The organism is Paenibacillus fonticola DSM 21315, from assembly GCF_000381905.1.
Classification (GTDB): Bacteria; Bacillota; Bacilli; order Paenibacillales; family Paenibacillaceae; genus Fontibacillus; species Fontibacillus fonticola.
The window spans coordinates 148681-171969 of the sequence record NZ_KB907251.1; the positions used below are offsets into that span (position 1 = coordinate 148681).

Annotated in this window: 16 protein-coding genes; 12 read left to right on the forward strand and 4 right to left on the reverse strand. The window is 46.3% G+C overall.

What is annotated here, in order from left to right; translation table 11 throughout:
• The first annotated feature begins 26 nt into the window (after positions 1-26).
• From G358_RS33900 to G358_RS0109080, 3 genes are all read left to right on the forward strand, one after another.
• The gene (locus G358_RS33900; RefSeq protein ID WP_240479990.1) at positions 27-890 is read left to right on the forward strand and encodes a type 2 periplasmic-binding domain-containing protein; all 864 of its coding nucleotides are present in this window, start codon (positions 27-29) and stop codon (positions 888-890) included.
• Positions 891-1008: 118 nt separating this feature from the next.
• Positions 1009-3348, forward strand: a complete 2340-nt coding sequence (locus tag G358_RS0109075) for a helix-turn-helix transcriptional regulator (RefSeq protein ID WP_019636898.1) — start codon at positions 1009-1011, stop codon at positions 3346-3348.
• 182 nt (positions 3349-3530) lie between these two features.
• Entirely contained in the window at positions 3531-6062 is a 2532-nt protein-coding gene (locus G358_RS0109080) for a glycosylhydrolase-like jelly roll fold domain-containing protein (protein WP_019636899.1), read from the forward strand.
• A 163-nt stretch (positions 6063-6225) separates the two neighbouring features.
• Here the strand turns inward: G358_RS0109080 and G358_RS0109085 are convergent, their stop codons facing one another.
• From G358_RS0109085 to G358_RS0109095, 3 genes are read right to left on the reverse strand one after another with little or no spacing between them, the layout of a single operon-like run.
• Positions 6226-6903: a hypothetical protein gene (locus G358_RS0109085; protein ID WP_019636900.1), complete on the reverse strand. Its 678-nt coding sequence runs from the start codon at positions 6901-6903 to the stop codon at positions 6226-6228.
• 1 nt (position 6904) lies between these two features.
• Positions 6905-7774 carry an ATP-binding cassette domain-containing protein gene (locus G358_RS0109090; RefSeq protein ID WP_019636901.1) on the reverse strand — a complete coding sequence of 290 codons (870 nt, stop codon included), beginning with the start codon at positions 7772-7774 and terminating at the stop codon, positions 6905-6907.
• 7 nt (positions 7775-7781) lie between these two features.
• Positions 7782-8150: a GntR family transcriptional regulator gene (locus G358_RS0109095; protein WP_240479991.1), complete on the reverse strand. Its 369-nt coding sequence runs from the start codon at positions 8148-8150 to the stop codon at positions 7782-7784.
• Between the two features lie 241 nt (positions 8151-8391).
• On the opposite strand from G358_RS0109095, the gene G358_RS0109100 reads away from it, so the two are divergent.
• The 5 genes from G358_RS0109100 to G358_RS0109120 all read left to right on the forward strand — a co-directional run bounded on the left by G358_RS0109100 (position 8392) and on the right by G358_RS0109120 (position 15962).
• A complete protein-coding gene (locus tag G358_RS0109100; RefSeq protein ID WP_019636903.1) occupies positions 8392-9096 on the forward strand; it encodes an ABC transporter ATP-binding protein in 705 nt (234 codons plus the stop codon).
• Positions 9096-11426, forward strand: coding sequence for an ABC transporter permease (locus G358_RS0109105; RefSeq protein ID WP_019636904.1), 2331 nt, complete (start codon positions 9096-9098; stop codon positions 11424-11426). The genes G358_RS0109100 and G358_RS0109105 overlap by 1 nt, the downstream gene beginning before the upstream one ends.
• Positions 11427-11728: 302 nt before the next feature.
• Positions 11729-13834, forward strand: coding sequence for an MMPL family transporter (locus G358_RS0109110; RefSeq protein ID WP_019636905.1), 2106 nt, complete (start codon positions 11729-11731; stop codon positions 13832-13834).
• A gap of 62 nt (positions 13835-13896) precedes the next feature.
• Complete coding sequence (locus G358_RS0109115; protein WP_019636906.1) at positions 13897-14571, forward strand: response regulator transcription factor; 675 nt, start codon at positions 13897-13899, stop codon at positions 14569-14571.
• Positions 14568-15962: a sensor histidine kinase gene (locus G358_RS0109120; protein ID WP_019636907.1), complete on the forward strand. Its 1395-nt coding sequence runs from the start codon at positions 14568-14570 to the stop codon at positions 15960-15962. Before G358_RS0109115 ends, G358_RS0109120 begins: the two co-directional genes overlap by 4 nt.
• A 273-nt stretch (positions 15963-16235) precedes the next feature.
• Here G358_RS0109120 and pdxR read toward each other — a convergent pair whose 3' ends face one another.
• A complete protein-coding gene (gene pdxR / locus G358_RS0109130) occupies positions 16236-17645 on the reverse strand; it encodes a MocR-like pyridoxine biosynthesis transcription factor PdxR (protein WP_019636909.1) in 1410 nt (469 codons plus the stop codon).
• A 149-nt stretch (positions 17646-17794) separates the two neighbouring features.
• Between pdxR and hisC the strand changes: the two genes are divergently transcribed.
• The 4 genes from hisC to G358_RS0109150 all read left to right on the forward strand — a co-directional run bounded on the left by hisC (position 17795) and on the right by G358_RS0109150 (position 22965).
• On the forward strand, positions 17795-18856 hold the full coding sequence (hisC, locus tag G358_RS0109135; RefSeq protein ID WP_019636910.1) for a histidinol-phosphate transaminase: 1062 nt from the start codon (positions 17795-17797) through the stop codon (positions 18854-18856).
• A gap of 95 nt (positions 18857-18951) precedes the next feature.
• Complete coding sequence (locus G358_RS0109140; RefSeq protein WP_019636911.1) at positions 18952-20073, forward strand: prenyltransferase/squalene oxidase repeat-containing protein; 1122 nt, start codon at positions 18952-18954, stop codon at positions 20071-20073.
• 60 nt (positions 20074-20133) lie between these two features.
• A complete protein-coding gene (locus G358_RS0109145) occupies positions 20134-21153 on the forward strand; it encodes a dienelactone hydrolase family protein (RefSeq protein ID WP_019636912.1) in 1020 nt (339 codons plus the stop codon).
• A gap of 240 nt (positions 21154-21393) precedes the next feature.
• The gene (locus tag G358_RS0109150; protein ID WP_019636913.1) at positions 21394-22965 is read left to right on the forward strand and encodes a glycoside hydrolase family 43 protein; all 1572 of its coding nucleotides are present in this window, start codon (positions 21394-21396) and stop codon (positions 22963-22965) included.
• Positions 22966-23289: the final 324 nt, after the last annotated feature.

Below are 23289 nucleotides of genomic sequence, written 5' to 3' on the forward strand. Positions count from 1 at the left end.
TTGTCGGGATTGTATTGGAAGACGGCATGGGCGACTTTGTACACTTTGAATCCATCTTTACCGGCATCAACGGCGAATGGGGCGTAAGAGACGGCGAGCTTGTATTTTCCGCTTTTCTTCCGGAAATGCGGGAATCGATTGCTTTTATTACAAAGGCTTATGAAGAAGGCCTCATTGCGCAGGACTTTGCTTCCTTGCAGTTAAGTCAAAGCAAAGAAATCTTCTCAGCTAGCAAAGCAGGGATGAGGGTGGAGAAATCGGGAGCATTCCAAGAATATTATACGGTTTTGTCGGAGAATCATCCCGACTTTCCGTTTACCAACCTGTACCCGGTAACGAATATTAACGGTTATAACCCGAAAGGCCCTGGTTTCAGCGGAGGGAACGCTATTCCTAAAACCGTCCCTGAAGAAAAAATGAAACAGATATTAGGCATGATCGATCGTTGGATGGAAGACGACGTCTTTGAATTGCATAAAGGACTCGAGGGAACTCATTATAAAATCGAGAACGGCGAAAAGGTCTATGACGCGGACCAGCAGCAAAAAGACGGCGTAGGCGAATATAATCAAATCGTATATGTGGCTGATCCGTATGCAAGTACATCGAAATTGAATTTCCCTAAAGAAGCGCAAGAATTGTATATGCAGATCCAGGACGAGCGTGCAAAAACAAGTGTCGCTTCCATCGATACGGGACTCGTTTCCGAAATAGGCCGTACTTACTTGCCAGAGATCAGAAAAGATATGACGGATTTGAAGATTAAGATTATCCTTGGCCACAGACCGATCACAGCTTGGGATGAATATATCGAGACCTTGAAAAACGATGCTAAAATGCAACAAGTGATGGAAGAAATGAAGGCAGCGTATAAAAATCTAGCTTTGTAATGAACAAGCCCAAGCACTCTCTAAATTTAGAGGGTGTTCTTGGCATCTTATCAGTGCTATCATTTGAGAATTAGAGTACACTGAAAATAATGCTGTTAATGAACATGGAGTGGTCTATTTGGAAAAAGAATGGCGCAAAAAAATGCCAAGATGGTTGCGCATTAGGGGCAACTATCAAAAAAACTTAGTCATTTTTTTATTGCTTGCGAGTTTTCCGGGCATTATTTTTAGCTTTTTGTTGTTTTTCCTGAGTAAATCCCAAATGGAGAGGGAGCTGCAGACGGTTCACCAAAACCATATGACTTACATGATCCAAACCATTAAAGACGAGTTTTCGGACCTAGAGCTGCTGATGGCGAATTGGTCCACGAATTCCAATATGCAAGGATACAGCGACCTGGATGTTGTTAGCGATTATGTCCAAATTAAGAACCTGTATAATACACTTAACCTGATGGGGGGCTACAACCCGCTGATTGGCCGGGTAGAACTGTTTCTGAATCAGCCGAGTCCGATCGTTTATACTGAAAATGGATACAAATTTCTGGAGGATGCTCAGGTGCTGGATGAGTATACCCGTCTATTAACCAGCAAGCAGAAGATGTTCTGGGACCATTCGCTGACTAGTATTGAGAGCGTTTACAAAGATCGTTATGCCCCTCTGGCGATGGTTCATAATTTGGATGGGAACTTATTTGAACCGTTCGGTTCTTTAATCGTTTTTTTGGAGCGGGAGAAGCTTCACAATATGCTGCAGTCCCCCTATGAGGACGGATCGGTATTTATGCAGCAAAATGACAATCGTTGGCTATTCGGCAAGCCGGAACAGACCGAGCCATCAAAGCTGCAAATGGAAATTATGGCTGAAATTCAAAGTCGGGGGGATGATGCCGAGCCGTTCGTGTTCCATTACGACAACATCAAATATACGATTACGTACGATTCGTTCTCCAGACTGGGCGAACAGTGGTGCTACGTTTCGATTGCACCGATGACGAATATTACGGCACCTGTCGTCCTAATTTTCAAAATTTTCATATATTTAAATTTGTTTATTTTTATGTCGGCGATTACTCTTACTTTGCTCGTCTCGAAGAAGCTATATGCGCCTATAGAAAAGCTTACTCGCCAAATTGGCGGCACCCACCTTCACCCTGCCAATGAGTTTAATATGATCGAATCGCATATGAATGAACTGTCGGCTGAGAGCGAAAATCTCCAGAACCGCTTAAACCGGCAAATGCCGCATCTGCGCGAAGGGTTCATTTTACAATTAATGCAAGGATACCTTTATGCTTATCAGGAAGAGGAGCTGCAAGCTCGAATGCAACAATTTGGCTCGGGCGGTTCTGAAAAAAAGTACGTTATCGTATTTGTTCAAATGCTTGGATTCAATAAGTTGAAGGAGCGGTTTGCGGAAGAAGATAAGGGACTAGTCACGTTTCTGGCCGTCAATATCGCCGAAGAACTGCTTTTATTCTCTGAACCGGAGACCGACGTACTCAATTTCCACGATTTGTCGTTTGGCATTTTATTTTCATTTAACGGGGATAAACATGTACACGAGATCGAGAAGAACGTGCTGAATTTTTGCGAGGAGCTCATTAGTTATATCAACACCATTTGCAAGATGAACGTTTCGGTTGGCATAAGCAGGATGGCTGAGTCGTTAAAATCCGTTCACAGCATATTCGAAGAAATAAAAATTTCTTTGAGTTTCCGGAACCTGCAGGAAGATAATCAAATCATTGAGATGAAAAAAATGGACAGCCTGCTGAGCAGCCAGGATCAGGGGGAATATCCGTTTGAGCTGGAAAAAGAAATTATCCATGCGATGCGCCAAAGGCAGCAAGAGGAAGCCATTCGCTTAGTTCATGATTTTTTTGCGATTTCCAATGACCGGACTCGTACCGTCAGCGAAGCAGTAATCAGGCAAAGAGCTTTTAAGCTGCTCGGTGCTATTTTCCATATCGTGCTTCAATCAGGGATGATCGAGGATTTCATTAACGGGAGCGCGCATCTGTACGAAAAGCTCTACAAATTGAAGGAGCCTGAGGAAATCAGCCATTGGTTTGAAAGAAAGGTCATTATCCCGATTATTGAAGAGCTTTCCCTGAAGCAGGATCAGAGATTGCAAATGGTCGTTCAAAAAGTGATGCATACGTTGGAAGCGAATTATACGGAGGATATATCACTGGAAGCTTGCGCGAGCGATGTAAACTTGAATCCATCGTTTTTAAGCAAAATTTTCAGGGATGTTTCCGGATGGAACTTCATCGATTATTTAACGCATATTCGGTTGTCGAAGGCGAAAGAATTGTTGATCGAGACGGACGCCAAAATTAAAGATGTTGCCGAAGGCGTCGGGTATAACCAGCATAGTTATTTCAACCGTATTTTCAAGAAGGAAGAAGGCATTACGCCTAGCGAGTTCAGGGAAATGAATCGAAAAAATTAAAAAAAGTGCTACATCGTTAAATAAGTCTTATTCCCTTGTGAACCTCTATCAAAAAAGTATTATTGCATTAAAATTGCTTCCTTCCTAGCATGGCAGTAAGAGCAGATTGAATAACGTTTTTCTAGTAGGGCTGTTTGAATAAGAACAGATTTTGGCTTTATGGAAAAGGGAGGGGTTAAGACATGAACGATTTTGTAGCAATTAAAGGCAGGGAGCGCATAGTCGGCAGCCTGGATGATATGAAACAGCAGTTTGCCAATCCCCCATCGGAGTTTAGTCCCATACCGTTCTGGTTTTGGAATGACGAATTAACGCAGGAAGAGCTGATCCGGCAAATGCGCGACTTCCATTCGAAAGAAGTGGATGGCGTTGTCATTCACCCTCGGATGGGCTTGCCGGCCGAGATGCCTTATTTGTCCGAGGCCTACATGGATCTCGTCGAAGCGGCAGTGGCGGAGGCAGAGGCTTTAGGGATGAAGGTCATCCTCTACGACGAAGGCATGTATCCTTCCGGCTCCGCTTGCGGTTTGGTCGTGAGGCAGAATGCGGACTACGCAAGCCGCGGATTGGAGGTCCGGGAATATCCGTGTGAGCCTGGCGTGCCCTTGCGGATTCCAGTGAGACTGCTGCCTGGTGAAGCGCTTGTGTCGGCGCAAGCGGTCCGCAAGCAGTCGACAAAAGCGTTCGCGCCGGACAGCGTGGTCGTCCTCGAACGGGGGCAAGACACCGTCGAATTCACTCCGCCGGATGCCGGGGCCTGGTCCATTCTGCTATTCGTGGACACGTATACAGAAGGAACGATCCGCGGGGTACATCCCGGGCAGGATGACGGTGAGACCGACGCGCCATTGGCTGCGGATTTGCTGAACCCGGACGCCATGCAAGCCTTTATTTCGCTGACGCATGAAGCGTACTATAAGCGGCTCAGCCCCTATTTCGGCACGACAATTATCGCGATGTTTACCGACGAGCCGGACTTGCTTGGCCGGGGACATCGGGAAGGCTTAAAGCCATGGACGCGGGACTTCATGGAGGAGTACCTGCGGAATGGAGGACGGGAACGGGATTTGCCCGCGCTGTGGCTGGATGCCGGCGAGGCGACTACACGGATTCGAGATACATATGAGGCTGCGGTTCGCCATCGACTTGGAAGAACCTATTATAAACCGTTAGCCGATTGGTGCGAAGCCCACGGCATCGGGCTGACGGGACACCCGGCAGCGAGCGACGATATCGGGCTGCTCGAGCATTTCCATATCCCCGGGCAGGATGTGGTCTGGAGATATATAGCGCCGGAGGACGATAAATCGTTGTCGGGTGTGCACAGCACCATGGGGAAATGTTCCTCCGATGCCGCGCGCCATCGCGGAAGACGCAGGAATTTGAACGAATGCTTCGGGGTGTGCGGAGTCGAGGGCGGCTGGTCGCTCAGCGCGGGCGATATGAAGTGGTACCTGGACTGGCTGTTCGTCCGAGGCGTTAACCTGATTAGCCCTCATGCCTTCTATTACTCGATCCGCGGGGAGCGCAGGGACGAGCGGCCGCCGGATGTCGGGCCGAACAATATATGGTGGCCGGAATACGCCCAGTTCTCGCGGTACATCAAGCGGATGAGCTGGCTTATGACCGATAGTATGAACGGAGCGCAAGTCGCCGTACTTGCGGGAGCCGCTTACTTGCCATGGACGGTCGTCAAGCCGCTGTATGAGCAGCAAATCGAATTTAATTACCTGGAAGAAGAACTGCTGCCTTCATGCGCATGCAAGGATGGAACGCTCGAGATCGCCGGGTATCAGTATAGGGTCGTCGTGATCGAGGATGGCCGGCGATTGGCGGAATCCACTTGGGCCATGCTGGAGGCGTTTGTGCAGCAAGGCGGTTTGGTTGTGGAGCTAACGGAATCTGGCTGGAATTCAGTGAACATTGGCCAGCTTCGGTATGGCCGAGCGGAGGACATCCCGGATGAATTGGCACGCGCGATCGGCCGAGACGCCGTGCTTGAACCCGCGGCAGCAACGCTTCGATTAAGCCGTATAACGAAAGACGGCATGATCTTCTATGTGATTGTGAATGAAGGCGAGGATAGATATGATGGATTGCTTCGGATTGGGCAAAGAGGTTACGCGGAGCTTTGGCGTCCATGGACGGGGGAGTCTTCGGCGGCGGACGCTGTGAGTACCGAAGAAGGACAGCTTATCGCGCTCAGTCTTGCCCGCCGGGAATGCCTGATTGTTGCCGTTGACCCGAGTCAATTGAATCAGGAGGTTCATGACAGGACGGAACTCAGCAAGCAAGCTGGCACAGTTAAGGCGATTAAGGACCTATCCGCGGGGTGGCACGTGGTGGAAGGACCGTGGAAGGGAAAAGTATCGCCGCTTGCTTCGTGGACGGAATGGCCGGGAATGGAGCATTATTCGGGAACGGTCACCTATGAGAAACGATTCGAGCTCGGCAGCCTGGTTAAGGCAGAGCGGCTGGAGCTTGATCTTGGCGAAGCTCATGAGATCGTTCGCTTGTCGGTGAATGGGCGGGAGGTTGGCGTTAGAATGTGGGCGCCTTACGTGTTTGAGATCGGAGATGAGCTGTTGCAGGGTGAGAATGTACTGCGCGTGACTGTTGCGAACAGTCTGGCGAACCGTTATGACAACAAATCCTTGCCTTCAGGCTTGATTGGTCCGATACGGCTTATACGCCATGACACAACGATCGATTAGCTGGCAGCAAGCTCCGCTCATACAGGGTTCAGCGTTAGCAGGGTAAAGATGAACGTACTGCGGTAATCGATAGGCGTTAAATCTTGTTAGGGGAAAAGTTGTAACAGAAAACCGGTTAGGCGGGTCTCTCTAAATCTATTTTAGAGGGACCCTTCGCGTATATTTAGTGTGATCTTCTCCTGGTAAAAAACCAACCGCCGGCTACGAATAGGAGGAAAAGCACAAGATTAAATCCGACGCCTGCGAGCAGCGAGCCGTTGAATAACAATGCTTCGAAAAAAGAAGCAACATGAGCACGTAGCGAAGGAATGGCCGTTCCAGTCGGGATTGCTACAATGAACACCGCCCACACCAGCCAACCGGTAAAGTGGTGGTAACCGGAGACCAGCATGCTTAGGAGCGCCATAACCATCAAATAAAAAAAAGTTTGGTAGAGAAAAGAACCTGCCAAGCCAAATTCGCTCCAACGAAACGCTTCGACAAGATTAACAGTGTTCTTATGGAGCACATTTACTTCAACCATAGGCCATAAGCAATTGAATAAAGCGACGGCTGCTGCCCACACGGCATAGACGAAATGAAGCCCCAAAAAATATTGTTTTCGGCTTGCGCCTAAATGTATGATGCGTTGGTAATAACTAAGCGGAAGCATAATTGCGATAAGGAGCAAAATGAGAAGCAGCAGGTTGCCATCCGCAAGTACTTTGCTTTGCTTGATGTCTATAAAGAGACCAACAATGAATTCCGCCAACCTGCCAAGGAGAATGAAAATAATGACCATCCATATGTAAATCTTCAATTGCAAATAGGTCGCCTTTAAATGAACGGCCAATGCACTCAATTTAGTGACCCCCTTCGATCAAATACGAGAAAAACTTTTGAAGCGTCAAATGTTCAATTGTAATGTCTAGTTGGCGGGCCTGCTGCCTGTCCCTATCGTTCAACATTTCGTAAATGGCAGCAAGCTTTCCGTGGCCGTAAGACTCCGTATGTAATACTCGCTTCCCTTCCGTAAATGAAGCCACGGCGTCCGAATTTCCACGAATCAAATAAGCTGCCATGCGTAACTGATGAATTTCTTCATGAAGCAGGAGGGAACCCTGATCCATAATATAAACCCGCTCTGCGACTGGGACGATTTCGTCAATCAAATGCGTAGAAAGCAAAATCGTTCGGGGGTGATTAGCGTAATCTTCTAACAGCTCTTTATAAAACTTCTCTCGCATTAAGACATCAAGCCCAAGCACGGGTTCATCGAATAAAGTCAACGCTGCCCGGCTGGCCAGACCGATGATAATTCCTACGAGCGATTCCGTGCCTCTTGAGAGCTGTTTGATTTTTTGGTTTGGATCGAGCCCGAACGTCTGAAGCAGCTTATGAGCAAACGTCCAGTCCCAATGGGAATGAAAATTTGCAGCAAGCTGCAAAGCCTCGATCACTCGTGCTCCTCCGAAGTGCTTGTTATTCTCCCGAACGAAACAGAAATCCTCAGGAAGTTCTCCTTTTCCAAGCTTCTTCCCTCTGATCTCAATGGAGCCATCGTCCGCCAAGATTCCGCCTGCGATGATGTTAAGCAAGGTCGTTTTGCCGGCACCGTTTCGCCCGAGCAAGCCGTAAATCACGTTGTCCTCCAGCTGCATATCCAGATCCCGCAATGCGTAGGTAGGGCCGTATTTTTTGTTTAACTTATCGCAGCTCAATACGATGCTCACAATAGATTCATTCCTTCCGTAATTGTTTGATCATGTTAATGATATCTTCGGTCGTCAGCTCGAGTTTGTCGGCTTCGCAAAGCAGATTGGACAGCAGCTCCTTGTAGAAACGGTCTCTTCGCTGATTTTGAATCTTTTGTTTGGCATCCGTCGAGACATACATGCCAAGCCCTCTTTTTTTATACAAAATACCTTCATTTACGAGCAAGCCGATCCCCTTCACTACGGTAGCCGGATTGATTTGAAACAGCTGAGAAAACTGAGCTACAGAAAGAATCTGTTCGTCCTCCCGGTAAGTTCCGTTCAGGATATCGTCCTCAATGATATGAGCTACTTGTTGAAAAATTGGCTGTTTATCGTCAAAAGTTACGTTCATTGCCTCACCACTCAGCATCGTAGTTTGTTACCTATCTAGCAGCAAACCATAACTTACGCGCAAACAGATGTCAATAGCGAATCGCCTGAGGAAAAGAGAAGCGTTTCACACGTGATCCAGTTATTGACAATAACATTTTTGTATTATAGTATGCTACATGAGTAGTATACCAGCATACATTGAAATATACAAGGCCAAGGGTTTTGGAAGCATCAAAATATATTACGGGGAGATATGATTTATGAAAACATTAATCGAATTCAAAAACGTATCGAAAGAATACAAAATAGGCGAAGTGCCGATCAAAGCGCTGAACGGGATTGACTTTTCCATTAACGAGGGCGAATTCGTTGTTATTCTGGGCGCAAGCGGCGCTGGCAAAAGCACGATTCTGAACATACTTGGCGGCATGGATACGGCATCCTCGGGTAATGTGACTGTCGGCTGTGAGGATATAACTAGCTTCAACGAGAAGAGGCTTACGGGATATCGCGCCGAGAAGGTAGGCTTTGTCTTTCAATTTTATAACTTAATCCCCAATTTGAACGCTTTAGAAAACGTTGAATTCGCCGCTGAAGTATGTAAAAACCATCTGGATGCACAAGAAATATTAAATAAAGTCGGGTTAAAGAACCGTATGAAGAACTTTCCGTCCCAGCTCTCCGGAGGAGAACAGCAGCGGGTCGCCATAGCTCGAGCCGTTGCCAAGAACCCTTCGCTGCTGCTCTGCGATGAACCAACCGGTGCGTTGGATTATGTGACCGGCAAGTCCGTATTGAAGCTTCTTCAGGATTTGAACCGAGAAACGAAAAAGTGCGTTGTTCTGGTCACGCATAACTCGGCGATTGCCCCGATGGCGGATAAAATCATTCGCGTGAAAAGCGGAAAAATCGAAAGCGTAACGGTCAATGAGCACAAACAAAGCGTTGAAGGGATTGAGTGGTGATGAAATTATTCAAAAAGTTGTTGAGGGATATTAAGCAATCAATCGGCCAATTTCTTGCCTTTGTGCTGGTTATTGCTGTAGGCGCATTTTTCTACACGGGGCTAGTTACGTTAAGCGATAATCTTAGCGCTTATTCGAAGGACTACTTTCAAGCGCATAATTTAAGCGATTTGAACGTCTACTACGACCGAATTTCCAAGCAGGATACGGCGGAGTTAGGCAGCATCGAAGGGATAAACAAAATTGAAGGACGATACACCTTTGATGCGACGCAATCTTTTGACAATGCGAAAGCGGCCTTAAAGATCCATTCGATCCCTGCCAACAATAGCATTAATACGCCTGCGATCATCGAGGGCAGCATTCCATCCCGCCAGGATCAAATCTTGCTGGATTCCCATTACGCTACGGAACATCAGTACAAAGTCGGGGATCAAATACGGTTAAACGTCAATGATCAGAATGTGGCATTCACCATTAGCGGTTTGGGCGAGAATGTGGAATATGCGAAGAAGAACGAAATCCAGAACCATAAGACGTCTGGATTCGCATATGTGGCTGAAGCGGGAGTTCCTCGAATCGCCGGCAGCCTTTTCTATAATGAATTGTTGGTCGATGCGGAAGAAGGGTACGATGTAAACCAGTTAAGCCAAAACATTGAAACACAATCCAAGAATCTTTCCTATGTAAGCCAAATCAGCAAAGAGCGGACGTTCAGTTATTCGCAGCTTCAGCAAACGGTCCATAACAATAAATTGATGAGCAAGGTTATTCCGTTGGTTCTTTTTATGATCGAAGCGATCATTCTCTTCCTTACGATGGCTCGGATCATCGATTCGCAAAGGAATCAAGTAGGTATTATGAAGGCGTTAGGAGTGAAGAACAGCAGCATCATGCTCCATTACATGGGATTTCCGGTGCTTGTCGGCATCATAGGCTCCATTCTTGGCGGCGTCGTTTCGGCGATCCTATTCGTTCCCATGATTGAGGCGTCGAATGCCAGATCCTACTCGCTGCCGGGCATTACCTTCACCCTATCCTCCTTCTCGGTCATTCCGCCTATCCTGTTCTCGAGCGCATTCGGCATGCTGGCTTGTTACCTGAGCGGCGCAGGCATTTTGCGAGAACGCGCAGCGCAGGCCATGAGGCCTAAACCGCCGAAGAAGATGAAGAGTCTGCTCATTGAACGGTTTCCGGGAATCTGGGGAAGCATTTCCTATAGCTATAAGCTTATTTTGAGAAACATCTTTCTTAATAAGCACAAGGCGCTAGCGAGCTCCGTTGGCGTTGTGGTGAGCACGGTGTTATTGATTACGGCTTTCGGGACTCAAACGTCCTTGCAAAGGGTGGCTGACCAGATCGAAGAGGTAAATACCTATGATCTGAAGGTCGAATATGCGAGGGAAGCAGAGCTTCAGAAGGTACAGCAGCAGTTGCCCGCCGGGATTGAAAGCAGCTATCATCTATCGGCCTTTCCCGTGGAATTCGTGAGAGGTGATGACCATGAGAACGCCACGTTGATCGTTACGGAGAAGGACAACACGCTCATTCAATTTTTCGATGAGAACGACAAGCCGATGACACTTATGGACAGCGGCGTGCTGGTGCCCAAATCGTATGCGGATCACTATAAGATTGCGGTAGGGGATACGATCCGAATCCAATTCACCGATCCGTCGTTTGCGAATAAAGCGGCCGAAATGAAGGTTGCGCAAATATCCAATCAGTATTCGAATCCGGCATTCTATTGCACGGCAGCGTATCTCCATAGCTTTGGCATCGACTACAACCCAACCTCGCTTCTAGTGAAAGCCAGCAGTGCAGCAGACCTTACTAACGTCCGCCAGTTCTTCGAACAAGAAAATCAGGTAGATACCATCGCGGACAAGGATGATTTGAAAGAATCCGCACAATATATTCTGAAGCAAAACAGTTTTATCTTCATCATGTTTATCATTAGTGCCGTCATTCTTTCGTTTGGTGCCATCTACACGATATCCTCCATCAATATTTATGAAAGGAATCGCGAGCTGGCTACGCTTAAGGTGTTGGGTTATCAAAAAAGCAAAATAAATCGGCTGATCTTCTTTGAGAACATGATACTCACCACCTTTGCCGTCATTATAGCACTGCCAATTAGCGGCTACATGTATTCCATTATTATAAAGGCGTTGTCGAGTACCCATCAGCAAATCCCAGATCAAATCAATATGTTCGTTATGCTCATATCCGTCATTCTTGCCTTCCTGCTTACCACGCTCTCTAACTTGCTGCTTAGGCGAAAGGTGTCCCGAATCAATATGATTGAATCGTTAAAAAGTGTGGAATAAATTACTAATTCCCTGCTTTGGTAGCACAAAAGATGATGGTCGAGGCTGTGGCAAAAATTCAATGCTTGCGGTTAAGGAATCGCAGGTGTTGGAGCAGGTGCTGAATGAGCTGCACGGAAAACCCATAGTATCGTTCATAACCTCAAGCAATGCAAAGGCGCCCAATCGGGTGCCTTTTTACATGTATCCTGCATTATTTAGCAATCCTCTAAAAGTTTATTTTGAGTTTAGATTAGTAGAATATGATGAAAGCCGTAGAAACGAGACTTATGTATCGATAATAGAAAACCAAGGAGGAAAAAATGAAGTCACTTTTGACATCAATTACAGATGGGGTTACGACAAAAAGAGGTATGTGGATTACACTTGTGGTTTGGCTTGTTCTCATGATTGGTTTAAGTGCCGGACCCCAATTAAGCAACTATAAGGTGACGAATTTCCAATCATTGCCAAACAATGCGCCATCCATCATTGCGAATGAAAAGCTGGAGCAGTACTTTCCGAATGATCAAGGGACACCTGGCATTCTCGTGTTTCATAATGAAGATGGCGAAGTAAATCTTACGGCAGTAACCGAAATTATGAATGCGATTATATCGGCAGATGTGGCAGGCGTTGACCAAATCGTAGATATTGCCAAATTGCCGCCTCAAGCGACCGCTGCATTCATGTCTGAGGATAAATCTACGATGATTATTCCTATGACCCTAGACCCGGCTGCCGACAGCCGTCAGATTGGCGAAACGATCGATGCTGTCGCAAAGATCGGAAACGAAGCCGCGCAAGGATTTACAGACACCACATTTCGAATAACGGGTCCTGCAGGTATTGCTGGGGATACGTTAAAGCTATTTGAACGGGCGGACATCGTGTTGCTGCTGGCGACAATCGGGATTATTTTATTGCTTCTAATCGTGATTTACCGATCCCCATTGTTGGCCCTCATTCCCTTATTGGCGACAGCGATTGTCTACCAAGTTACAAATCAGATCATTGCCTTGATGGGCGCAGGCGGGTTGGAAATTAATAACTCGACAACCTCGATTATGAGTATCCTTCTGTTCGCGGCAGTTATTGATTACTCCTTGTTCGTCTTCTCGCGCTTCCGGGAGGAGCTGAATCATTACGAAAGCAAGTACGATGCCATGAAGCATGCCATGCGTGCTACAGGCATGCCGGTATTCCTTGCTGGCGGTACAATATTTGCGGCAATGCTTGTTCTATTCTTCGCAAGCTTCCGGGATTACCAGAATTTCGCACCTATTTTCGGTACCACCATGCTTATCATTATGATAGCATCGATCACGCTGGTACCTGCCTTGTTTACACTGTTTGGGCGTAAAGCATTTTGGCCTAGAGTGCCTAAGTTCGGCAAAACCGGAGAAATCAAACATGGTTTCTGGGGTGCAGTAGCTAAATTTGTTGTGAATAAGCCAGGATTATCGGGTGGACTAGTTGCGATTATGATGGTCGTTACTGCACTTAATGTGTTTAACTTGAATTATGAGTTCGATATGGTCAAATCCTTTCCGAAAGATTTACCTTCTCGCGAAGGATATGAGATTGTGGAAACCAGGTTTAATAAGGGGGAGCTAGCACCTACTTCGATCTTGGTTGAAAGTGATCAGGCTCTGTCGGAAGAACAAATCGAGGCGCTTCGTACGAGATTGCTTGACGAAGACAATGTTGCGTCGGTTAGGTTAACCAGTGTATCGGAGGATAAGACAGCACTAAAATACAGCATGACGCTTGACCTTAATCCTTATTCGGTAGAAGCCATAGATATGCTCAAAGATCTCCGCAATCGCAGTGAGGAGATGCTGGTCGATGCAGGGGGAACTGGAGAGATTCATTATGGCGGTATCACACCGAAGCTGGTGGATGAGCGTGAGGTAAATAACCGCGATATATGGCTGATTGTTGTCCTTGAGACGGTACTCATTCTTGGCTTGCTGTTCGTTTTGACCAAATCGATCCGAATGTCTACTTACATGATGGCTACGATTCTGGTTTCATTCGTATCTGCATTAGGACTTGGTCTCTTCCTTGTTGATGCCTTCTTTGGTTATGATGCGATAAGTACGCGTGTCCCTGTGTATTCCTTTATTTTCCTGGTAGCGCTAGGCATTGATTATAACATTATTCTGGTCTCCCGATTCTTAGAGGAACGTAAATCCCGCAAGGTGAAGGAAGCGTTAGAGATTGCCATTCGCAACACGGGTGGTGTCATCTCTTCGGCCGGTATAATACTAGCAGCCACGTTCGCAGCGCTAATGACGATGCCTATTGCTGATTTGTTTGTTTTTGGATTCATTGTTGCGATCGGTATTCTGATGGATACATTCTTAGTCCGCGGAATACTATTGCCAGCTGTTATCTTATTCTTTGAGAAGGATAAGGGTAAGTAATTTGAAAAATGCAGAGACTATTTTTACGGTCTCTGCATTTTTTGGCTAAGGAGGAACTCCGGATGAAGATCATTGTGGTTGATGACGATAAAAACATTTTACAGCTTGTTAGTATTCATCTCACACGTGAAGGATACCGAGTGTTAAACGCGAGCAACGCATCAGAAGCCTTGGATATGCTGGAGAATGAAGTGCCTGACCTAGCGGTGGTTGACGTGATGATGCCCGGAATGGACGGAATTGAATTAACGAAAATCTTAAGCAAAGACTACGGCATTCCAGTTCTACTTCTAACCGCGAAAGGCGAATTGGAGGACAAGACAAAAGGATTCCTGGCGGGATCGGAAGATTATGTGGTGAAGCCGTTCGAGCCGAAGGAGCTGCTGTTCCGCATCGCTGTTATCCTAAGGAGATTTGAAAAAGAGTATCAGTCGGTTATTCAGGTAGGTAATGTGACCATTAGTCGTCAAACCTATGAAGTATCGACAGGTGAGCGTACTCTTGTGATGCCGTTGAAAGAATTTGAGCTGTTAGCCTTGCTGGCTAGCCGTCCGAATCACATCATGGAACGGAGCATGATCATGGAGAAAATATGGGGACATGATTATGAGGGGGATGATTATACCTTAAATACCCATATCAAGCGACTTCGCGAGCGTTTAACGCAATTGGGTGCAAACGTTGAAATTAGTACGACCCGCGGCGTTGGCTATCGATTAGAGGTTCAGCATTCGTGAAGACCCTGTATCGGCAATTTACCCTGATCACTGTGCTCATTATGTTATTTAGTACAGTTGTCTCTTTCTTTTTGACAAATACGTACTATCTCTTGGCCACTAAAGAATTAAGCGATAGGGAAAATATCCAGATAGCGCAGCAAATTACACAGTACATTGAATCTACCCCAAATGTAGATTTGGATCATTATTTAAAAACGCTTGGTCAGGTGGGGTATCAGTTATATGTGACTAGCGATTCGGGGTATTCTAGGTTTATTGGGAGTGAGTTTAAAGTCAAAACGTTGCCGGAAGCTGTGAAATCATCTGTATTTAGCGGGAAGATTTATAACGGAATGGAAAGCTTTCCGAATCAGACCTTCATGAGCGGAAGGTTTGCCAATGAACTGCAAAATACAGTGGGCGTGCCATTTCGCTATCAAGGTGAACATTATGGATTATTTTTACGGCCGCATATTGATATTCTTGTTGATGAACTTCACATTATTTTCGCGATAATAATTATATCCATGGCATTGATTAGTCTTCTAGCCATGCTTGTTACTGCCAAACAGATTATTCGGCCTATCGCGCAGCTTACGGAAGCCACTAAACAGATTTCGCTGGAGAAGTACGATCATTTGCTAACGGTTAATCGAAAAGATGAGATCGGACAGCTTGCCGAGAGCTTCAATCAAATGACGAAGCAACTGCAGGTGAATGATCAGTCCAGGAAAGAATTCATTAGCAATGTGTCGCATGATTTTCAATCGCCGCTTCTTAATATTCAAGGCTACGCGGATCTATTGAAATCCCAGTCCACAACCGAGGAAGAGAGAGTAACGTTCACATCTATTATTGAGGCGGAAGCGAAACGCCTGTCGATTTTGACGAAACAGCTATTGCTTCTTACCTCATTAGATCAGTCGAACTATATATTGGAACGTTCATTCTTCTCGTTAGACCAACAGCTCAAAAGCATGTCGCAAAAATATTTATGGCGCATCGAGGAAATGGGCATCGAGCTTTATTATAAAACGACACCTGTCTATTTCTACGGAGATAAGAGCCTATTGGAGACGGTATGGGATAACTTATTAACCAATGCCCTGAAGTACAATAAACCTCATGGTTCCATTCAAATTGAGATGAAGGACTCCGATCACTCTGTTACCATTCAGTTCAAGGACACCGGGATAGGGATACAGGAAAGTGAGCTTAACCATTTGTTCGAACGTTTCTACCGGGAAGATTCCTCCAGAAGCAAGGAAGGTACAGGACTTGGATTGACCATCGTCAAACAAATCGTCGAATTACACGGTGGAAGCATTCATGTTTCAAGTAAGATCGGGGAAGGAACCTGTTTTACTATTACATTGCCCAAAAAGAATTCTCGCCTAAGCAACCAATGATCTTGGCAAAGCCGCTACTATGTCTCGCGGATAGAGAAGCTAGTGTTGATGAAGCTGTACCATGAGTTTTGGTTGGAGTTTTTGAAGGTCGAATATGCGATAGGCGATGATCATGAAAACGCCACATTGATCGTTACGGAGCCGGACAACGCTCTCATTTAATTTTTCGGCGAGAACGACAATCCGGTGACGCTTATGGACAGCGGCGTGCTGGTACCCAAATCGTATGCTGGTTGGTGTAAAAGAGGCTGTTCCAAAAATGGAACAGCCTCTTTATCGTGCTTGTATACCCCAAGCTTTTCCCAATTTTGCGAATCCTGCCTGAATATCTTCCTCCGACAAGCCGCCAAACCCGACCAAGACGGTAGAAGTCATCGCATCCTTTGCATTTAGCCAATAAACCGAGGTCGGATAAACATTAACCCCTTCTCGGCGAGCGGCTGAAATTAGTTGGCTTTCGCTCATTTCATTCCTCACTTTTAACAATAGATGGAGGCCTGAGCCTTGTCCGATAATCTCAGCGCCTTGTCCAAAGGTTGAGTGGATACAATGTAATAAAATCTCATACTTCCTTTGATATACAGAACGCATTTTGCGAATGTGGCTTGCAAAATCTTGTGATTCCATGAACAACTGCAGTGTCATTTGCAGGATAGGAGATGAGAGCTGGTTATAGCTATGCTTTTTTTGCCTAAAATGCTGCATCAAATGGTGCGGCAGGACCAGGTAGCTGATTCTGAAATGAGGCGTCAGAACTCTCGAAAAAGTCCCTAGGTAAATGACCTTCTCATGCTCATCGAGACTTTGTAGTGACGGAAGGGGCCGGTTGTTATAACGAAATTCTCCGTCATAATCGTTTTCTATAATATAACCATCCTGTTTCTTGCTCCATTGAAGCAATTCCATTCGTTTTTCCTTGGACAAAGTCATCCCGAAAGGAAACTGATGCGACGGGGTGACATAAACCGCCTGTGCACGGCTTGCATATAAATCGTCAATGCTGATGCCGTCCTTCTCAAGCGTAAGCGGGCAAAAAGAGATGGATGGAAATTGATTAAAAATGTCCTGTACGCCTACATTAACCGCTTCCTCTGTGCCTACAATGGCTACTTCATCCTTCAGCAGTTGAAATAATAGACCTAGTGAATGATAGGTGCCGGCACCGACAATAATTTGATCCGGCGTACAACGAACGCCGCGCAATTGATGCAAATACGAGGCAATTTCGCTTCTTAACCCAGGTTCTCCCTGTAAATCTCCATATTGAAGCAACTGAAGATTTTCAGGTGTTACGCACGAGCTGTTTAATCTGTTCCATTTTTTATAAGGAAAATGAATGAGGTCTACCTTGTCATAATGAAAATCCAAAACGTTGGTTTGGGGTGCATTTTTTAAAAAGGATAATTCTGTTCTAGGTGTTAAGGTCAAATGTTCTTGAAATGGAATGACGTAAAAGCCGCTTCGGGGCTTGCTCGTGATATACCCTTCTGCAAGCAGCAGTTCGTAGCAATCAGCAACAGGCGTTCTGCTTATTTCTAAAGAAGCAGACAGCTGTCTAACCGATGGCAGCCTTGTGCCCTCTTGAATTCGTCCAGATACAATTTCATCGCGTATATATTGATATAGCTGGATGTATAGAGGTTCTTTCGAATTTTCCTCCAATATAGGCATCAATTGAATCACAGGGCTGACTCCTTTTACATTAAACTGACATCTAAAAATAACAGGATCTGACTATTTAACCTGGTTCCGTATCCATATATTGTTATCATAATCTCTCTTAAAAGTGATGTACATAGTTATAGCTTTTATCGAAAATGAGGAGTGGGAAAATGTCGATGATTTTGGATCATATTGAACAAATGAAGACGTATGTTTCTGCTAAACAGCCTTCCGAAATGGACGGTGCGATCAGACTGAATTTAAATGAAAATCCGTACCCGCCTTCAAAGGAAGTAAGAAAAGTTTTCAGCAGGATCGCCAAAGAAGATATACGCGTTTATCCCGATGCCCTTTGTGAAGAACTGCGGAACGCACTGGCGGAAAAATATCAGGTCAAACCGGAGCAAATATTGTGCGGCAACGGTTCAAGCGAAATTATCACGCTTATTTTTCAAGCTTGTATCGGCGCCAACTCTAAAATTGCCATTCCTGATCCTTCATTCGCTTTTTATCATACGGCTGCTGTTATAAGGCAAGCGCAGATCGTTAACATTCCAACGAGGGACGACTTCTCGATCGACATTGATTTATTGATAAATAGCGGGGCTGACGCCGTGGTGCTCGTTAACCCCAATGCGCCTACAGGACGTTGTCTGGCGTATGCAGAGGTTGAAAGGCTGGTACGCAGTTTTTCCGGACTCGTTATTATTGATGAAGCTTACATTGATTTTGCCGATGAGCAGGCTTCCGCGGTATCGTTGATTTCAAGCTGCAAGAATGTCATTGTTGTAAGGACATTTTCCAAGTCTTATTCGCTGTGCGGAGCACGGGTCGGCTATTGTTTTGCTGATGAAAAAATGATTGGGGCTTTGCTGAAGGTAAAGACGGTATATAATGTGAACTGGCTTAGTCAACAACTGGCCTTAGCTGCATTGTCCGCTCAAAACGATTTGGCAAAAAATACGTCCGCCATTAGAAGAACACGGGAGTTTTTAACGGTAAAGCTCCAAGCTATGGGCTTTTCGGTTTTTCCATCACAGACTAATTTTGTTCTATGCACTCCCCCCGAACGGATACATGCTAAGGAGCTTTACGAGCGTTTGCTCGAAAAGCACATTTATGTGCGGTACTATGACCAGCCCCGCCTTAGTGATAAGCTTCGCATATCCATTGGTACAAGCGCACAAGTAGAACAACTGTGCAACGAAATAGAACGGTGCAAAAGAGCATAAAAAGCAAAAAATGAACCAGCAATGAGCATAAAATCTAAAAATTATAGTTTGCTGTTGCTATATAATTAAATGTATGGCGGAAAAAGGAGGTACCTATGTCCTTATCAACATCATTCGCTGCAGTAATTGAAAAAAATGATCGGTTGTTTGAACGGTTTTTTCATTGGTTGGCCGGGCAGTATGATCACAAGTCCGGAGGCTTTTATTATGCGCGAAGTTCTTTTGATATGGAGGGGTTCTCTCCCGATATTGAATCGACCGCTATGGCGCTGAACATTTTGCAGCGGTCGGGTTTGCTGGAAGGGATGCCCGATGATATCCGGTTGAAAATGATCCGTTTTTTTCAAAGCAAGCAGGACCAGGGTACGGGATATTTTTATGATCAGGACGAGCATATGCCGAATGACGAGGTCATGGTGGCCCGGGCGCTCGCCTATTGCAGCGGATCGCTAGCGAAGCTTGGAGGGGAACCGCGGTATCCTTTGCCTTGTTCTTCTACAACGAAGCCGGAGTATTTAAAATCGCCCGCTGACTATGTGGCTTGGCTTCAGCGTGTGGATTTGCGAAACAGCTGGCGGGGCTGCGATTTAATGGGAAGTGCGAATCATTATTTAAGGCGTATGAGCGAGGGAGAACGGAAACCATTCGTGGAGGCGGCGCTCAGCTATTTCAATTCCATTCAAGATCCGGAAACTGGTCTTTGGGGTGAAGGTAGCTTGTATATCCGTATTTCAGGTACGTTTAAGCTTAGAGGCTTCTATCTTACGTTTGGGATCCCGATGCCTCGCATGGACCGCATCTATGAAACGATGCTGTATTGTTTGCGGAGCGAAAAAGCAGTGGATATGTGCTGGGTACGCAATCCGGTCGATTTGCTGGGCTGCTTCTACGGAATGATGGCTATTCCGGATGAAGAATTATTAGAGATCATGGAGATTACTTACGCCAACATGAGTCACTTTTTGAAACCGGATGGCGGCTTCTCCCGCGAAATTGATCATTCGCCGCCCGCTCCGAACGTTGCCCAGGTGAAGGCGGGTGAAGATTACTCTAACATGCCTAAGGCAGTGCGGATCGGGCAAGGGCTGGCGGAGGGGGACATGAACGCCGGGACGCAGACGTTATGGATTCGGGAGCTGTTCCATAGAATGGCTAAGCTCGATCCTGCTCCGTTAACCGCCTATACGGGGCATTTCTGGGACAACATCCGAAATTAGGGGGATGTCTGCTGCTGTATTTGCTGTATGACATACATTGATAAACAGGAGGCAATAGAAATGTGGAATCCAGATACATACTTTAATTCACTTGAGGAGCAGTTGAAGCCGGCTTTTTCTTTCGAGGGGCAGGCAGAGGAGTGGCCAGCGTGGAGGGAACAGCTGAAGACCCGCTTTATCGAACAGCTCGGGGGCTTTCCGAAGCAGCGGGCGGATTTATCCCCGGTCCTGCTGGAACGCAAAGAGCTGGAAGGCTATGTGCGGGAACGGGTGGAAATTACTACATATACCGGGCTTCGGATGCCGATGTACGTTCTTATTCCCCGCAATAAGAAAGGGCCGTTCGCCCCGGTAGTCGCACTCCACGGGCATGGGTACGGGAGCAAGGAAATCGTCGGGCTTGAACCGGATGGGAAGGAGCGGCAGGGAGAGCCAGGGCGTTATAAAGATTTTGCCATTCAGCTCGCTGAGCGCGGTTTTCTGGTCCTTGTCCCCGAATTGCTCGGCTTCGGCGACAGACGGCTGCTAGCAGACCAGCATAAGCCGCCTGAAGAAAGCTCGTGCAATTTTATTTCCGCCCGCCTGCTCATGCAGGGGCAAACAATCGCCGGTTACCGGGTTTATGAGACTATGCGGGCGATCGATTATTTGGCTGAAAGGCCAGATGTGGACCTGAGCCGGATCGGCTGCATGGGGATATCGGGAGGCGGTCTGGTAGCGGGCTTTACGGCCGCGGTTGACGAACGGATTCACTCCACGGTGATTAGCGGTTATACTAATACGTTTAAAGGGAGCATTTTGACGAGACTGCATTGCTTTGACAACTATGTCCCAGGCATCCTGCAAACGGTTGAAATGCCTGATTTGATCAGCCTTATTTGTCCTCGTTCGCTCTTTATTGAGGCTGGCAAAGAAGATACCGTATTTCCATTCGAACCTGTCTTGCAGGCCCATCAAAGGCTGGAGGAAGTTTACCGGACCGTCGGGGCGAAGGATAAGCTGGCCTATCATTTCTTCGATGGGGGACATGAAATCAGCGGCGCCGAATCCTATGATTGGCTGGAGCAGCATTTGAGTTAATCGGCAAAAACATAAATTAAACGAAGCATTTAGAGAGCTATCCAACGGTTGTCATACCTGCGGATAGCTTTTTGTAGTTAAGTGGTCAGGAATTTTGCATGATTTGCAAGGGGGTGCCAAAACCATAGTTTCTGGCGAACAAACCATAGTTTCTAAGGTGGTGATATACAGAATATCCCATTATAATGTCTATTGATAACGACTATTCATCAACTATAGTTTTGGAGGAGTGAAGAAAGGATGAAAATGTTAAATAACAACGCTGTTATGTACAACAATCCGATAATGCCGGGATTTTATCCAGACCCATCGGTATGCCGGGTCGGGGAAGACTATTACCTCGTTACCTCTACTTTTGCTTATTTTCCTGGTGTTCCGATTTTCCACAGTCGGGATTTAGTGAACTGGAAGCAAATCGGCAACGTGCTTGATCGTCCGTCGCAGCTGAACTTGCAGGGAGCAGGGCATTCGCAGGGGATTTTTGCTCCGACGATCCGCTATCATGAAGGTACTTTTTATATGATCACAACAAATGTAACACATGGTGGTAATTTCGTCGTTACAGCAACAGATCCAGCCGGGCCATGGTCTGATCCATATTTCATTCAAGGGGCGGCGGGCATTGATCCGACGATTTTCTTTGATGATGACAGGAAAGCTTATTATTTGGGGACGCGGCCGAACTCCGAAGGCGTGCGTTATGATGGCAATTGGGAGGTGTGGCTGCAGGAATTGAACACGGAGACGATGGAGCTTATCGGAGAATCTTATGTGCTTTGGAGAGGCGCCATGGTGGATGTGATTTGGCCTGAAGGACCCCATTTGTACAAAAAAGACGGTTACTATTATTTACTGATCGCCGAGGGAGGCACGGGTCCGGACCACGCTGTTACAATTGCACGAAGCAGAAAGTTGACAGAAGGCTACGTCGGGAATCCGAAAAATCCGATCATTACGCATCGTCATCTCGGCAAGCGTTATCCGATTATTAATGTTGGACATGCCGATTTGGTGCAATCCGCAGACGATCAATGGTTTTTAGTCATGCTTGCATCGCGGCCTTATGGAGGCGGCTACAGCAATTTGGGGCGGGAGACGTTCCTGGCTTCCGTCATTTGGGAGGATGGCTGGCCGGTAGTGAATGAGGGCAAAGGCATAATTGCGGAGCAGGACGTTATGCGATTGACGCCGGTGCCAGTCGAACCGCAGCTGCGCTGCGATCATTTTGACAGCGGCAAGCTGGCTCTGAAATGGATGTTTTTAAGAAATCCGCAAGCTGATTTGTATTCATTGACAGAGCGAAGAGGATATTTGCGGCTGAAGCTGAAGCCGCAAACGATGAAGGATCAGGATAATCCGAGCTTTGTTTGCTTACGGCAGCAGCATTTCAGTTATGTGGCCGCGACGGCGATGGAATTTACGCCGCGGAACAGCCATGAGTCGGCAGGCATGGTCGTGATTCAAAATGATAAGTATCATATTCGATTTGAGCGCGCGATAAGGGACGACCAGCAGGTACTGCGCGTTGTAACCTGTATAAATGGCCGGGAATCCAACGTTGCAGAGGCAGTTGTTACAGGGCAGCGTTTGTATTTAAAAATAGCTGCACTGGAGCAGCAATTAAGCTTCTACTACAGTACGGATGGGGACCAATTTCATTTGGTTGCGGGGCATGTCGATGCGAGCAGTTTAAGTACCGAGATAGCGGGTGGTTTCGTCGGCTGCTGCATCGGGATGTATTGTACTAGCAACGGTACACTCTCTGACAATGTCGCAGATTTTGATTGGTTTGAATATGGCTCAATGTCTTGAATCCGGCGAAGTGGCTTTTTGAAACCATTCTGTAAAATTGGGGAAGGATATTGGCGCGGAGATGGCAACGTGCGTGGAATTCTGTTACCTAACTGTACAGAAATGATTTAGGATTGCAAATATCTAGTTGCCTTAACCACCCAAGCTAAACAGACGGCAATTAACTATCTCATACCAGACAAAGTATGAGTAAAAAAGTTAGACGGAAAAACACTGTGTTTTCCGTCTAACTTTATTTTTCCCTCCTCTAAATAATCCCAAAGTCGTAAAGCAAAAAGAAGTAAAGTTCGGGTAAGGAAATAAAAAAATGGACGTTGTTTTATT